At 52.8% G+C, this 13,433-nt stretch carries 13 protein-coding genes, 1 tRNA gene and 3 pseudogenes; 8 read left to right on the plus strand and 9 right to left on the minus strand.

Features of this window, described 5'->3' with window-relative positions; genetic code table 11:
• Nucleotides 1–141: 141 nt before the first annotated feature.
• Nucleotides 142–1,902, plus strand: coding sequence for a DNA repair helicase RadD (gene radD / locus OGV74_RS14570; RefSeq protein ID WP_044701147.1), 1,761 nt, complete (start codon nt 142–144; stop codon nt 1,900–1,902).
• Nucleotides 1,903–2,026: 124 nt separating this feature from the next.
• Entirely contained in the window at nt 2,027–2,311 is a 285-nt protein-coding gene (gene rplY / locus OGV74_RS14575) for a 50S ribosomal protein L25 (protein WP_003027502.1), read from the plus strand.
• 119 nt (nt 2,312–2,430) lie between these two features.
• Here rplY and yejK read toward each other — a convergent pair whose 3' ends face one another.
• Nucleotides 2,431–3,438: a nucleoid-associated protein YejK gene (yejK, locus tag OGV74_RS14580; protein WP_003027504.1), complete on the minus strand. Its 1,008-nt coding sequence runs from the start codon at nt 3,436–3,438 to the stop codon at nt 2,431–2,433.
• Between the two features lie 134 nt (nt 3,439–3,572).
• Between yejK and OGV74_RS14585 the strand changes: the two genes are divergently transcribed.
• The 3 genes from OGV74_RS14585 (at nt 3,573) to OGV74_RS14595 (ending at nt 5,743) form a co-directional block, all read left to right on the plus strand.
• Nucleotides 3,573–3,800 carry a YejL family protein gene (locus tag OGV74_RS14585; protein WP_003027506.1) on the plus strand — a complete coding sequence of 76 codons (228 nt, stop codon included), beginning with the start codon at nt 3,573–3,575 and terminating at the stop codon, nt 3,798–3,800.
• 31 nt (nt 3,801–3,831) lie between these two features.
• Nucleotides 3,832–5,592, plus strand: a complete 1,761-nt coding sequence (gene yejM, locus OGV74_RS14590; protein ID WP_086504354.1) for an LPS biosynthesis-modulating metalloenzyme YejM — start codon at nt 3,832–3,834, stop codon at nt 5,590–5,592.
• A gap of 74 nt (nt 5,593–5,666) precedes the next feature.
• A tRNA-Pro gene (locus OGV74_RS14595) sits at nt 5,667–5,743 on the plus strand.
• Nucleotides 5,744–6,119: 376 nt separating this feature from the next.
• Here OGV74_RS14595 and OGV74_RS14600 read toward each other — a convergent pair.
• A pseudogene (locus tag OGV74_RS14600) lies at nt 6,120–6,478 on the minus strand (HumD family translesion DNA polymerase).
• A 146-nt stretch (nt 6,479–6,624) separates the two neighbouring features.
• Here OGV74_RS14600 and OGV74_RS14605 point away from each other — a divergent pair.
• Nucleotides 6,625–6,705, plus strand: a pseudogene (locus OGV74_RS14605) (DinI family protein); the annotation flags it as partial.
• A 93-nt stretch (nt 6,706–6,798) separates the two neighbouring features.
• Entirely contained in the window at nt 6,799–7,041 is a 243-nt protein-coding gene (locus OGV74_RS14610; protein WP_003027513.1) for a DinI family protein, read from the plus strand.
• A gap of 322 nt (nt 7,042–7,363) precedes the next feature.
• On the opposite strand, the pseudogene OGV74_RS14615 reads toward OGV74_RS14610, so the two are convergent.
• Nucleotides 7,364–7,486 (minus strand): annotated as a pseudogene (locus OGV74_RS14615) (transposase); the annotation flags it as partial.
• 208 nt (nt 7,487–7,694) lie between these two features.
• On the opposite strand from OGV74_RS14615, the gene narP reads away from it, so the two are divergent.
• Complete coding sequence (gene narP, locus OGV74_RS14620) at nt 7,695–8,342, plus strand: nitrate/nitrite response regulator protein NarP (protein ID WP_003027518.1); 648 nt, start codon at nt 7,695–7,697, stop codon at nt 8,340–8,342.
• A gap of 101 nt (nt 8,343–8,443) precedes the next feature.
• On the opposite strand, the gene OGV74_RS14625 is transcribed toward narP, so the two are convergent.
• The 6 genes from OGV74_RS14625 to OGV74_RS14650 are packed head-to-tail and all read right to left on the minus strand — an operon-like array spanning nt 8,444 to nt 13,418.
• The gene (locus OGV74_RS14625; protein WP_003027521.1) at nt 8,444–9,493 is read right to left on the minus strand and encodes a cytochrome c-type biogenesis protein CcmH; all 1,050 of its coding nucleotides are present in this window, start codon (nt 9,491–9,493) and stop codon (nt 8,444–8,446) included.
• Complete coding sequence (gene dsbE, locus OGV74_RS14630) at nt 9,490–10,047, minus strand: thiol:disulfide interchange protein DsbE (protein ID WP_003027524.1); 558 nt, start codon at nt 10,045–10,047, stop codon at nt 9,490–9,492. The genes OGV74_RS14625 and dsbE overlap by 4 nt, the downstream gene beginning before the upstream one ends.
• Nucleotides 10,044–11,999 carry a heme lyase CcmF/NrfE family subunit gene (locus OGV74_RS14635; protein ID WP_003027529.1) on the minus strand — a complete coding sequence of 652 codons (1,956 nt, stop codon included), beginning with the start codon at nt 11,997–11,999 and terminating at the stop codon, nt 10,044–10,046. The genes dsbE and OGV74_RS14635 overlap by 4 nt, the downstream gene beginning before the upstream one ends.
• Nucleotides 11,996–12,475 carry a cytochrome c maturation protein CcmE gene (gene ccmE / locus OGV74_RS14640; RefSeq protein WP_016150677.1) on the minus strand — a complete coding sequence of 160 codons (480 nt, stop codon included), beginning with the start codon at nt 12,473–12,475 and terminating at the stop codon, nt 11,996–11,998. Before ccmE ends, OGV74_RS14635 begins: the two co-directional genes overlap by 4 nt.
• Nucleotides 12,472–12,684: a heme exporter protein CcmD gene (gene ccmD / locus OGV74_RS14645; RefSeq protein ID WP_003027536.1), complete on the minus strand. Its 213-nt coding sequence runs from the start codon at nt 12,682–12,684 to the stop codon at nt 12,472–12,474. The genes ccmE and ccmD overlap by 4 nt, the downstream gene beginning before the upstream one ends.
• A complete protein-coding gene (locus OGV74_RS14650) occupies nt 12,681–13,418 on the minus strand; it encodes a heme ABC transporter permease (protein WP_032949675.1) in 738 nt (245 codons plus the stop codon). Before OGV74_RS14650 ends, ccmD begins: the two co-directional genes overlap by 4 nt.
• Nucleotides 13,419–13,433 lie beyond the last annotated feature (15 nt).

Consider the following 13,433-nt stretch of genomic DNA (forward strand, 5'->3'; position numbering starts at 1 on the left):
TTTGCCTGTAAAAATACGAGAATCGGGTTTACGCCCGAAAAGTGGGACCGTTATCCGCCCAGTATAGCGGCGTTATACCATCCCTCAAGAGAAATGATTCATGGCATACTACTCCTTGTTATTGTTTATCATAGTGAGCCCATGATTTTTACTCTTCGCCCGTACCAAAAAGAAGCCGTGGACGCCACGCTCAACCATTTTCGCCACCACCGCACCCCGGCGGTTATCGTCCTGCCAACCGGCGCGGGCAAAAGTCTGGTGATTGCCGAGCTGGCCCGCGTAGCGCGTGGTCGCGTACTGGTGCTGGCGCACGTCAAAGAACTGGTCGCACAAAACCATGCGAAATATTGTGCGCTGGGGCTGGAAGCCGATATTTTTGCCGCAGGCCTGAAGCGTAAAGAGAGCCACGGAAAAGTGGTATTTGGCAGCGTACAGTCGGTAGCGCGTAATCTGGACGCCTTTCAGGGAGAATTCTCCCTGCTTATCGTCGATGAATGCCATCGCATTGGCGATGATGAAGAGAGTCAGTATCAGCAAATCCTCACTCACCTGACCAAAGTAAATCCTCACTTACGCCTGCTCGGACTTACCGCCACACCTTTTCGTTTGGGCAAAGGCTGGATTTATCATTTTCATTATCACGGAATGGTGCGCGGCGATGAAAAAGCACTGTTTCGCGACTGCATTTATGAATTACCGCTGCGCTACATGATTAAACACGGCTACCTGACGCCGCCAGAACGCCTCGACATGCCGGTAGTGCAATATGACTTCAGCCGCCTGCAGGCGCAAAGTAACGGCCTGTTTAGCGAAGCGGACCTGAATCAGGAGCTGAAAAAGCAGCAGCGAATAACGCCGCATATCATCAGCCAGATTGTCGAGTTTGCCCAGACGCGTAAAGGGGTGATGATTTTCGCCGCCACAGTTGAACACGCCAAAGAAATTCTGGGTCTGCTGCCTGCTGACGACGCCGCACTTATCACCGGAGACACGCCTGGCGCCGAACGCGACGTGCTGATTGAAGAGTTCAAAGCCCAACGTTTTCGCTATCTGGTGAATGTGTCGGTCCTGACCACTGGCTTCGATGCCCCGCACGTCGACCTTATCGCCATTCTGCGCCCGACCGAGTCAGTTAGCCTTTACCAACAAATTGTCGGTCGTGGGCTGCGCCTGGCGCCGGGTAAAACCGACTGTCTGATCCTCGATTACGCTGGTAACCCGCACGACCTGTACGCGCCGGAAGTTGGTGCGCCGAAAGGGAAAAGCGACAACGTTCCAGTACAGGTGTTCTGCCCAGCCTGCGGGTTTGCCAACACCTTCTGGGGCAAAACAACGGCCGACGGCACGCTGATTGAGCACTTTGGCCGCCGCTGTCAGGGATGGTTTGAAGATGATGACGGCCATCGCGAACAGTGCGATTTTCGTTTCCGTTTTAAAAACTGCCCGCAGTGCAACGCGGAAAATGACATCGCCGCCCGCCGTTGTAGGGAGTGCGACGCGGTACTGGTTGACCCGGATGACATGCTGAAAGCCGCGCTCAGGCTTAAAGATGCGCTGGTTCTGCGCTGCAGCGGGATGGCGCTACAAAATGGGCAGGATGAAAAAGGCGAATGGCTGAAAATTACCTATTACGATGAAGATGGCGCTGACGTCAGCGAACGCTTTCGCCTGCATACTCCCGCGCAGCGTACAGCCTTCGAGCAACTGTTTATTCGCCCGCATACCCGAACGCCTGGCATTCCCTTACGCTGGATAACCGCCGCCGATATCCTCGCCCAGCAGGCGCTGTTACGTCATCCTGATTTCGTGGTCGCGCGCATGAAAGGTCAGTACTGGCAGGTCCGTGAAAAGGTCTTCGATTATGAAGGACGCTTTCGTCGGGCACATGAATTACGCGGTTAATCGTACTTTTGATTGATGTACCACCCGTTTGAGTATAGAATCTCGCCCGCTTTTGCATACGCAAAGCAGATCACTTACCTGTTGCTGGGTCGCCTGTAGCAGGAATTATTAAAGAGAGATTTAAATGTTTACTATCAACGCTGAAGTACGTAAAGAGCAGGGTAAGGGTGCGAGCCGCCGCCTGCGTGCCGCTAACAAGTTCCCGGCAATCATCTACGGTGGCGCAGAAGCCCCGATTGCTATCGAACTGGATCACGATGCAGTTATGAACATGCAAGCTAAAGCTGAATTCTACAGCGAAGTTCTGACCATCGTTGTTGACGGTAAAGAAGTTAAAGTTAAAGCTCAGGCTGTACAGCGTCACCCGTTCAAGCCGAAGCTGTCTCACATCGACTTCGTTCGCGCGTAATCGCAAACAAGTTGAAGAAAAACCCCGCCAAGGCGGGGTTTTTTTATGGGATTTTGTAATCGATACTGATGGTTCTCGTCGACCGGATAAGGCGTTTACGCTCTCACCCGGCAAACGGTTTATTTCCCGCCCGACGTGCGACGCTGCAGCTGGTCGCGCAGGTTCGGCGGCGTACCTTTGATGGTCAAGGTGTCCGTCGCCGGATCCCAGAAAATACGTTCACCCAGTAGCATGGCGTCGAAGTTGATGGTTAACCCACCGCCGCTTCCGGCAAATTTGGTTAACTGACGCAGCGTACTGCGATCCGCCGGGAAACTCTCTTCCAGCTCGTAGCCTTTATCAGCGGTAAATTCGCTGAAGCTAACTTCACTAACGCCGGAAAGCTCTTTGGACAGCGACTCCAGCTCGATCTCTTCACCGGCTTGTAGCTGTTCGTTGCAGTAGCTGTACACCTGCTGACGCACGTTCTGGCGTTCAGCTTTATCGAGCTGCGCCTCGGCAGTAAAGTCATCGACCGCCTGCAGTAGGCCACGGTTTTGCGCTTTGGCGTTCAGACCTTCGCTGGCACCGAGGAAATCCATAAAGAAATCGGCGACTTTGCGCCCAACCCGCCCTTTCAGGAACGTCAGATAGCGCGTGGACTCCGGATTGGTTTCCCATTCGGTTAAATCAATACGCGCCACGATATCCGCATGATTGATGTCCAGATAGTGCGTCGGATTGATATCCAGATTTTCATTGACGCGCATGCTGCTTAAATTGTTCAGCACGGCGACCAACAGATACTCTACCGCCAGATAGCGGTAATGGCAGAACAGGACAATGCCGCCGTCGGCAAAAGGATATTTCGCCAGCTCGTCCCGCAAGCGTCCGGTCGCGGCACGACTAAATGCCAGAAAATCCTCTTCGCCCTGACGCTGTAAACGCAGCGTTTGTGCCAGTTCACTCTCTTCGCTAAACAGGCCATAAGCTTTATTCTTGGCGCTATATACCCGATGCAGCTCAGCCATCATATCGACAACCGTCGCTGTCGGTTCCAGTAATGAATCGCGCAAGACCAGCTCAAGGTTCTGCTCGTCACGTTTGATAAGCTGGTGCAGGGCAATCTGGTTGATATCCAGACTCATGATAAACTCTCCTTTTAGACCGGGCGGTATTCAACCACCTGCCGGGCAGTGACGCAATAGAAGATAAAAAAGCAGAAAAAAAACTGTCTGTACGGTAATATGTTGCCCTTTCATGAACAGACTGATTTCGATTTATGCCACAAATTTCCCGCTATAGTGACGAACACGTTGAACAACTGCTGAATGAGATGCTCAACGTACTGGAAAAACATAAGGCGCCGACCGACCTTTCCCTGATGGTACTGGGAAATATGGTGACTAACCTTATCAATACAAGCATCGCACCGGCCCAGCGCCAGGCGATTGCCAACTCTTTTGCCCGCGCATTACAGTCTTCGGTAAACGACGACCAAGCGCATTAAGAGCCTGCTCCGGGGAAACGAACAACAGTTTATGGTAACTCATCGTCAGCGCTACCGTGAGAAAGTCTCCCAGATGGTTAGCTGGGGGCACTGGTTTGCCTTGTTCAACATTCTGTTGGCCGTGGTACTCGGTAGCCGTTACCTGTTTGTCGCCGACTGGCCGACAACGCTTGCAGGTCGTATTTATTCCTATGTAAGCCTGGTCGGACATTTTAGTTTTCTGGTGTTTGCCACCTATCTGCTAATCCTGTTTCCCCTGACGTTTATCGTCATGTCCCAGAGGCTGATGCGATTCTTATCAGCTATTCTGGCGACGGTGGGCATGACGCTGTTGCTAATCGACAGCGAAGTTTTCACCCGCTTCCATTTGCACCTCAACCCGATCGTCTGGGAACTGGTCATCAATCCTGACCAGAATGAAGCGGCGCGTGACTGGCAACTGATGTTTATCAGCGTGCCAGTGATTTTGTTAATTGAAATGCTGTTTGCGACCTGGAGCTGGCAAAAGCTGCGTAGCCTGACGCGTCGTCGCCACTTCGCCAAACCATTAGCCGCATTCTTCTTCATTTGCTTTATCGCCTCGCACGTGGTGTATATCTGGGCGGATGCCAATTTCTATCGCCCGATTACCATGCAGCGCGCGAACCTGCCGCTCTCCTACCCGATGACGGCGCGTAAGTTCCTGGAAAAACATGGTCTGCTGGATGCGCAAGAGTATCAGCGTCGCCTGATCGAGCAGGGGAATCCGGAAGCAGTTTCCGTGCAGTACCCGCTGAGCGAACTGCGCTATCGCGATATGGGCACCGGCCAGAACGTCCTGCTAATCACCGTCGACGGCCTGAACTATTCACGCTTTGAAAAGCAGATGCCTGCGCTGGCTGAATTCGCCGGGCAGAATATCTCCTTTACGCGTCACATGAGCACTGGCAACACCACGGATAACGGGATTTTTGGCCTGTTCTACGGCGTCTCACCAAGCTACATGGATGGGATTTTATCGACCCGAACGCCTGCGGCGTTGATTTCCGCGCTGAACCAGCAGGGCTATCAGTTAGGGCTATTCTCCTCGGATGGCTTTACCAGCCCGCTTTATCGCCAGGCGCTGCTGTCAGATTTCTCCATGCCAAGCGTGCAAACGCAATCTGACGAGCAAACTGCCAGCCAGTGGATTAACTGGCTGGGACGCTACGCGCAGGAAGATAACCGCTGGTTCTCGTGGGTCTCCTTTAACGGGACGAACCTTGATGACAGCAACCAGAAGAACTTTGCCAAACGCTATGCCAGCGCCGCTCAGGATGTGGATGCCAACATCAACCGCGTTATTAGCGCCCTGCGCGACTCCGGCAAACTGAACAACACGGTGGTGATTATTACCGCAGGTCGGGGCGTGCCGCTGACGCAGGAAGAGAACAACTTTGCCTGGTCGCGAGGCCATCTGCAGGTTCCTCTGGTTATTCACTGGCCGGGAACGCCTGCACAGCGCATCAATAGTCTTACCGATCATACGGACCTGATGACAACGCTGATGCAGCGCCTGTTGCACGTCAGTACACCTGCTAACGAATACTCGCAGGGGCAGGATCTGTTCAATGCAACTCGCCGCCATTACTGGGTTACTGCCGCTGACGGCAGCACGATGGTCGTTACCACACCCGAGATGACGCTGGTGCTGAACAACAACGGTAATTATCAGACCTATAATTTGCGCGGCGAGAAAATAAAAGATCAGAAACCGCAGCTAAGTCTGCTGTTACAGGTTCTGACGGATGAGAAGCGATTTATTGCTAACTGATTAATTATAAATCAGTTAGCGAGACATGCTCTTGCATTCGTAGCGGAAAGCAGTAGTATTAGCAGCCATAGCGTCGGCACGTAGCGCAGCCTGGTAGCGCACCGTCATGGGGTGTCGGGGGTCGGAGGTTCAAATCCTCTCGTGCCGACCAAAAATCCTCGAAGAACCAGCCTGTTACGGCTGGTTTTTTTATGCCAGTTTTCTAAGTGGGGAAGCTCTGGGGAATGAATGGGGAGAAACACCGCTCAAATATAGAATTTGCCAGGCATGGTAGCTGCTGTGTGTAGTCGATGATGAAAAACCGGGTGCCTGCTGACATCCACAGACACCCGTAATCACACAGCAGTGCATATTGGATACGCTATATCCGTAGCGAGTGGGTAGATTTATAGTCATTTCAAAGACAATTGTCATTAAATCTTTGTGATTGATATCTAATATTTTTAACTAAAATATTACCAATTTCATGAGTGGTTAAATAACCATCAAACAAGCATAATTATCCTTTCCCATTGGTGTGTTTCTATCTACATAATCGGGCAGTCATCAAACTCCGCGTTCCTGGCATCATTAATGATGTACGTGATAACTCCAAATATTGCGCGTGAGGAATTGTAGCCATCACCATCTTCTGGCAGCGCTCCCGTTCTCCAGATTTATCAGGTGGGGCTGAAGGTGAGTTCGGTATCGCTTGCACATATCAGCAGCGAACCATCACAGGCTGAAAGCGACGCATCCACAACAAGTAGCGCCCCTGGATTATCCCTTCCCTGAAATGTGAACGCGATGCCCGCATGAAATAAGTCGCTGCGGGCTGGCTGATTAGCTGCTGATCGAGGGAGATCCTTGTTTCAACGTAATCACTGGCAGGTGAAGGGAAGCCCATGGCTATAGTCCTCCGTTTGGATTGAACAGCTGAAAGGTACGGTTCTCCCCTTCCTGCGTTGATACATCGCGGAATGTTCTTACATACCACTCGATCCATTCGTTAGCCTGCTTCATTGTCCAGTTCCAGCTGACCTTGCTCAGTTCCTGGACAAACCGCTATGTGGTGACGGTCTTCCGGCAACTAGGTTCTTTCTGTATCGAAGCATGCCAGGCCATTTCAATATCGCTGCGTCGTGGCATCAATTAACCCCTCTTGAATACCGGATAAAAACACAGTATAAATACTGTGTATACATCCAGCAAAAAAGGCTACAAGCAATGTTCGTGGAACTCGTTTATGACAAAAGGAATTTTGATGGTTTGCCCGGAGCAAAAGATATCATTCTGGGAGAATTGACTAAGAGGGTTCAGCGGCTCTTCCCCGATGCTGATGTTCGGGTTAAACCGATGATGACACTACCGGCGATCAATACTGACGCCAGTAAGCATGAGAAGGAGCAGATAAGCCGTACTGTTCAGGAAATGTTTGAAGAGGCTGATATGTGGCTGGTTTCAGATTAAACGCCTTGAACCGTCATATTGCTTAAGTACAATCCGCCGTGACTGGCAATCATTCAATACTCGCACTATCGAACGTTCGCCAGTCGGCCGCAATCATGCTCTTGCATACGGTGTGGTTGCGGCAACTCTCGTTACGACTCACCATCAATTGGCCAGCCAGGTCATCTTTAATGATTTCCGTTATTACGCCAAATATCGGCAAAGGAACACTGCTTGATATGATTCAACAACCTATGGCTATCATATATTAGGACAAAGCGACAATTTCAAGAAAAATAATACCAATGAAAATTATTCACCATTGAACAATCCTTTGCAACAACCAGTTATAGTAAGTGGCTTCAGAAATACCGGCCTCCCGGCAGACATCTTTAACGATTCGTCCGGATTCAACCGATTTAATTACGGCAATGATCTGATGCTCAGTAAAACGGGCTTTACGCATAGTGATCTCCTTTGTTGGCAGATTGATTATGCCGGAGGATCTCTAAATATGAATGGCACGATTATGCGGGATACTTACATCTGTACAGGTTTTACTACTTACCCATGCACAAATTGGGGTAAAATTTATCCTCTCATCAGCGTGATGAATCTGGACGATTGATGCGCTGAAAACAATAATGATACTAATAAAAACTCAGGAGAATAGTATGCCTGAAGCAACGCCTTTTCGGGTGCTGATTGTTGACGACCACCCACTGATGCGGCGAGGAATTAGTCAATTATTGCAACTTGATCCCGCCTTTAACGTAGTCGCGGAAGCGGGTGATGGTGCCAGCGCTATCGACCTGGCAAACCGCCTGGACCTTGATGTGATCCTACTGGATCTCAATATGAAAGGGATGAGCGGACTGGATACCCTGAATGCGCTGCGTCGGGATGGCGTCACCGCGCAAATTATTATTCTTACCGTATCGGATGCCGCCAACGATGTGTACGCTCTAATTGATGCCGGCGCGGATGGTTATTTGCTTAAAGACAGTGATCCTGAAGTCCTGCTGGAGGCTATTCGCAGTGGTGCCAAAGGTGGTAAAGCCTTTAGTACCCGCGTCAGCGAATATTTGCGCGAGCGCGACCTGTTTGGCGCTCAGGAAGACCCATTCAGCGTTCTCACCGAACGCGAACTGGATGTGTTACATGAACTTGCTCAGGGGCTGTCGAACAAACAGATTGCATCAGTGCTGAATATTTCTGAACAGACGGTGAAGGTGCATATTCGCAATCTGCTGCGCAAACTCAACGTGCGTTCTCGTGTAGCTGCCACCATTCTATTTTTACAAACACGCGGCATGCAGTAATCAGATATTGCCCGATGGCGCTACGCTTATCGGGCCTACAAGTCACGTGCATCAGTAGGCCGGATAAGACGCTTTGCGTCGCCATCCGGCATCTTCCACTCTTACTTCTCCTGCGGCGTTAGCTGCTCCATCGCCTGCTTAATGCTGCGTTCTATCACCGCCCGACGGGTATCATTGGCCGGTAATAATTTCAGCATCATCTCCCATGCCGCAACCGCCTCGCCAAAGCGCTGCTGTTCAAAAGCGTTAAACGCATACATGCTGAGAACCCGCACGTTGGCATGTTCGCCACGTACCAACTGGCGTAGCAGCTCCCCTCCCCGACGGTTATCATCAGGATCGGAAGAACGGGTCAGCGCTTCCGCATAGCCCAGCGCAGCATCGCTGTTTTTCGGATCCAGTCGATAAGCATTGGCATAGGCTTCAGTGGCCGTACTGGCGTTACCAAGTACCATGCCAATGCGCCCAAGCATGATCCAACCTTCAACGTTGGTAGGATCGGCTTGTAAGCGAGTGCGCAGACCCAACGCCAGACGCGTCATATCTTCTTCATTGAGCGGATCAGCTTTTGGATCCAACGCCCGCTCCAGCAGCGCCGGAGCCTGAGCGGTGGCCTGTTGCCAGACCTGAACCTGCTTATAGTTGCCGGTTTCATAATAGCTCACCGCACCCACGACCAGCGCCACCACGATGCCGGGCACAAACAACCCGAACCCACCGCGCTTGCCATCCGGGATAACGTCATCAGGAAACTCTTCCTGTTTCACCCGGACACGTCGGCGAGTACGGGCGAAAATAATCCAGCCACCCAGACCAATCGCGACCACCGGCATCACCCACAAAAGCACAGTAAGCGGCGTCAACGGCGGATCGTAAGTGACGAAGTTGCCGTAGCGCGCCACCATGTAGTCGACAATCTCTTTCTGACTTTTTCCTTCCTGCATCAGTTCGTACACTTTCTGACGCAGGTCGGTGGCAATCATCGAGTTAGAATCGGCAATACTGTTGTTCTGACATTTAGGACAGCGCAACTGTTCGGTAAGCTGACGGAACTGCTGCTCCTGCGCTTCATCCTTAAACTGCATCACATCGATGGTCGCAAGCGCGGATCCCGAGATAACCAGCATCAGCAGGCCCAGTAAAAATCTCATTGCGCAGCCTCCTTACTGTACTTATCCCACAACGGTTTGATCTCGCTCTCCCACACCCTGGCATTCAAATCACCGGCATGGCGATAGCGAATAATACCGTTACCGTCGATCAGGAACGTCTCCGGCGCGCCGTACACGCCAAGATCCAGACCAAGCATACCGTCGCCGTCAAACAGGCTTAATGAGTAAGGATTGCCCAGCTCCTTCAACCAGACAATGGCTTTCTGACGATCGTCTTTATAGTTCAGACCCACTACCCGCACGCCCTGCGCAGACAGCTGATTCAGGTACTGATGTTCGGCGCGACAGGTCGGACACCAGGTCGCCCAGACGTTCAGCAGTACCGGTTTGCCCTGGGTCAGCACATCGGCCTGATAATGCTGACCCGGATTTTCCAGCGACTCCAGGCGGAATGTCGGAACGGGTTTGCCGATCAGCGCCGACTCCAGATTAGTGGGATCGTCCCCCTGAGCGTTACGCGCCAGCTGCCACAGCAGCGCCGCCGCAATGATCAGAAAAATAATAAACGGAATTAACAGTGCGTTGCGCTTCATACAGCCTCCGACGCATTTTTTTGCACCGCGGCGCGAGGACGCGTGCGCTGACGATAGCGTGGATCAAACAGGCAGAACAATCCGCCCAGCGCCATCAGCAATCCTCCGGCCCAAATCCAGCGAATAAACGGTTTGTAGTACAGACGCACAGCCCATGCGCCGTTATCCAGTTCTTCACCCAGCGCAGCGTACAGATCGCGTGTGAATCCGCCGTCAATTGCCGCTTCGGTCATCATCGAACTGGTGCTGTTATAGAAGCGTTTTTCCGCATGCAGCGTGGCTTCTGGTTTACCATCTCGGGTAACGCCAATAATGGCGACACCGCCCCGGTAGTTAGGTCCGGTAATATCTTTCACTTCGCGGAACGTGAACTGATAGTTATGGATACTGACGCTATCACCTGCCTTCATGCGCACATCGCGTTCAACACTGTAGTTCTGGCTAAAGGCAATACCGACAATAGTAATCGCCAGCCCAACGTGGCCCGACACCATGCCCCAATAGCTTGGTGTTAACTTCGTTCCGCGGGAAACACGCAGGAACGCTTCGGACACCGCCAGCACAAATATCCAGCATGCCATCGCCAGACCCACCACCGTCATAGCGGCAATGCGATCCTCAAACAGCCACGGCAGCAGCAGCGACATAACAAGCGTGGTGACAAACGCGACAAGCAATAGTGTTTTCAGCTTACGCGGTCGGTCACGGCCCCAACGCACTAATGGCCCTATTCCCAGCAACAGCGCGAACGGTGCCATCAGCCAGGTAAACATGGTGTTGAAGAACGGCTCGCCAATCGAAATGCTACCCAGCCCCAGCTGTTTGTGCACCAGCGGCAGCAGCGTACCCAATAGCACCACCAGCATGGCGGCAATCAGCAGAACGTTGTTGCCCAACAGCAGAGATTCACGCGACCACAGCGCGTTGTTTACCCGTGAGCGGACCTTGTGACCGCGAACCGCAAACAGCAGCAAGGAGCCGCCAATCACTAATACCATAAAGGCCAGAATAAACATCCCGCGCGACGGATCGGAGGCAAAAGCATGCACCGACACCAGCACGCCGGAGCGCACCAGGAAAGTCCCCAACAGGCAAAGCGAGAAGGCGCAGATTGACAGCAGCAGCGTCCAGGCTTTAAAGCTGGCACGCTGTTCGGTGACCGACAACGAGTGCATCAGCGCCGTTCCCACCAGCCATGGCATAAACGAGGCGTTTTCAACTGGATCCCAGAACCACCAGCCGCCCCAGCCCAGCTCGTAATAGGCCCAGGCGGAACCGAGCACAATACCCAGCGTCAGGAACACCCACGCCGCCAGCGTCCACGGACGCGAAAAACGGGCGAAGGTACTGTCCAGTCGGCCACTCATCAACGCGGCAATCGCAAACGCAAAGGCCACGGAGAAACCGACATACCCCATGTACAGCAACGGCGGATGGAAAATAAGCCCCGGATCCTGCAACAGCGGGTTCAGGTCGCGCCCTTCAATAGGGAAGTTGGGCAACGTACGGGCAAATGGATTGGAGGTAAACAGAATAAACAGCAGAAAGCCAACGCTGACCATCCCCATCACCGCCAGCACGCGGGCGACGATGTCCAGCGGCATACGCTGGCTGAATGCCGCAACGGCGAACGTCCAGCCGCTCATCAGCAGCACCCACAGCAGAAGAGAGCCTTCATGCGCGCCCCAGGTTGCTGCCACCCGATACCAGACCGGAAGCTGGGTATTGGAATTGCTGGCGACGTAGGTGACGGTAAAGTCATTAACCACGAAGGCGTTGACCAGAATCAGGAACGCGCCCATCACACAGATAAATAACACCCAGGCAAAGGGCCGCGCGGAAGCCATCATCCGCACATCGCCGCGCGCTACGCCCCACAGCGGATAGACCGACAGCAGTAACGCCACGCCTAGCGCAAGGCACAACAGCGCATTGCCAATTTCAGGCATCATGACGTTTTATCCTTATACACGCTTTCCGGACGACGATGGTTTTCCTGCATCGCTTTTTCAACTTCCGGCGGGGTGTAATTTTCATCATGTTTGGCCAGAACCTCTTTGGCCTGTACATGATTTCCCTCGTTCAGTTCGCCCTGAACAACAACACCCTGCCCTTCGCGGAACAGATCCGGCAGAATACCTTCATAGGTTACATCCACTACACCTTCGGCGTCATAGATGCTGAAATTCACCTTCAACGACTGCGGATCGCGCTTTACGCTACCGGGCATCACCATACCGCCCACGCGCAGGCGCTGACCGACTTCAGGCATCTGCTGCGTTTCGCGCTTACCGTAGAGTATCTCTCCCGGCGTATAGAACAGGTCAATATTGGAACGTAGCGCATAAAGCACCAGCGTAATGGTCAAAGCCAGACCCGCCAGTACCGCACAGGCTATCCATAACCGATTTTTACGTCGAATATTCACGCCGCCTCCCGTTGCACTTGCGCCGCACGCATACGTGCTTCTCTCGCCCGCTGCTGCGCTACACCGCGTAAAATTGCGCGATGCTGTAACGTGGAATGCACTACCAGCACCACCAGCGGGATAACACTCATCGCTACGGCAAGCCAGACATACAAGGCGTAGCCGCCCATCGCGAAAAAATCACTCCATGATGCAAATGCAGGGGTCATTGGCGGCCTCTTTTTAAGATCAGTTCGCTCACCCACGGGCGGCGTTTTTCCATCATCAAAATCAGGTTACGCATGCGCATCAGCGCCAGCGTGACAAACAGTAACAGGTAGCCGACGATCGCCAGACGCAGAGGCGTACGCATCGCCGGATCGATGCTTTGCTGCATGCGGGTAGAACCCTGATGCAGCGTATTCCACCACTCAACCGAGTAGTGGATAATCGGTAAGTTGACCACGCCAATCAGCACCAGAATACCGGCGGCACGACCTGCCAGACGGCGGTCATCAAAGGCATGCCACAGCGCAATGGCGCCAACGTAGAGAAACAGCAGCACCAGTTCAGAGGTGAGTCGGGCATCCCAGACCCACCAGGTTCCCCACATCGGTTTGCCCCATGCGGAACCTGTCACCAGCGCAATAAAGGTAAACACTGCACCAATCGGCGCCATCGCAGCCAGCGCCAGATTGGCCATTTTCATCTGCCAGACCAGGCCGATAAACGCGGCAACGGCCATCGAGGCGTAAATGCCCATCGACCAGATTGCCGCCGGAACGTGCAGATAAATAATGCGATAGCTCTGCCCCTGCTGATAGTCTGCAGGCGCAAAACCAAAGCCCCAGATCCATCCCGTTATCAGTACCACCGCGCTGGCAATCGCCAGCCACGGGATAAACCAGCCACAGATCTGATAGAGCCGAGGGGGCATCGCCAATTGATGAAGTGTTTTCCACATAGTTCAGTCACCAGA

It is taken from the genome of Citrobacter sp. Cf116 (assembly GCF_030336505.1).
GTDB classification, from domain to species: domain Bacteria; phylum Pseudomonadota; class Gammaproteobacteria; order Enterobacterales; family Enterobacteriaceae; genus Citrobacter; species Citrobacter freundii.

Coding starts and splice junctions, on each gene's coding strand:
- radD (WP_044701147.1), top strand. CDS start 142: ATGATTTTTACTCTTCGCCCGTACCAAAAAGAAGCCGTGGACGCCACG.
- rplY (WP_003027502.1), top strand. CDS start 2,027: ATGTTTACTATCAACGCTGAAGTACGTAAAGAGCAGGGTAAGGGTGCG.
- yejK (WP_003027504.1), bottom strand. CDS start 3,438: ATGAGTCTGGATATCAACCAGATTGCCCTGCACCAGCTTATCAAACGT.
- OGV74_RS14585 (WP_003027506.1), top strand. CDS start 3,573: ATGCCACAAATTTCCCGCTATAGTGACGAACACGTTGAACAACTGCTG.
- yejM (WP_086504354.1), top strand. CDS start 3,832: ATGGTAACTCATCGTCAGCGCTACCGTGAGAAAGTCTCCCAGATGGTT.
- OGV74_RS14610 (WP_003027513.1), top strand. CDS start 6,799: ATGTTCGTGGAACTCGTTTATGACAAAAGGAATTTTGATGGTTTGCCC.
- narP (WP_003027518.1), top strand. CDS start 7,695: ATGCCTGAAGCAACGCCTTTTCGGGTGCTGATTGTTGACGACCACCCA.
- OGV74_RS14625 (WP_003027521.1), bottom strand. CDS start 9,493: ATGAGATTTTTACTGGGCCTGCTGATGCTGGTTATCTCGGGATCCGCG.
- dsbE (WP_003027524.1), bottom strand. CDS start 10,047: ATGAAGCGCAACGCACTGTTAATTCCGTTTATTATTTTTCTGATCATT.
- OGV74_RS14635 (WP_003027529.1), bottom strand. CDS start 11,999: ATGATGCCTGAAATTGGCAATGCGCTGTTGTGCCTTGCGCTAGGCGTG.
- ccmD (WP_003027536.1), bottom strand. CDS start 12,684: ATGACCCCTGCATTTGCATCATGGAGTGATTTTTTCGCGATGGGCGGC.
- OGV74_RS14650 (WP_032949675.1), bottom strand. CDS start 13,418: ATGTGGAAAACACTTCATCAATTGGCGATGCCCCCTCGGCTCTATCAG.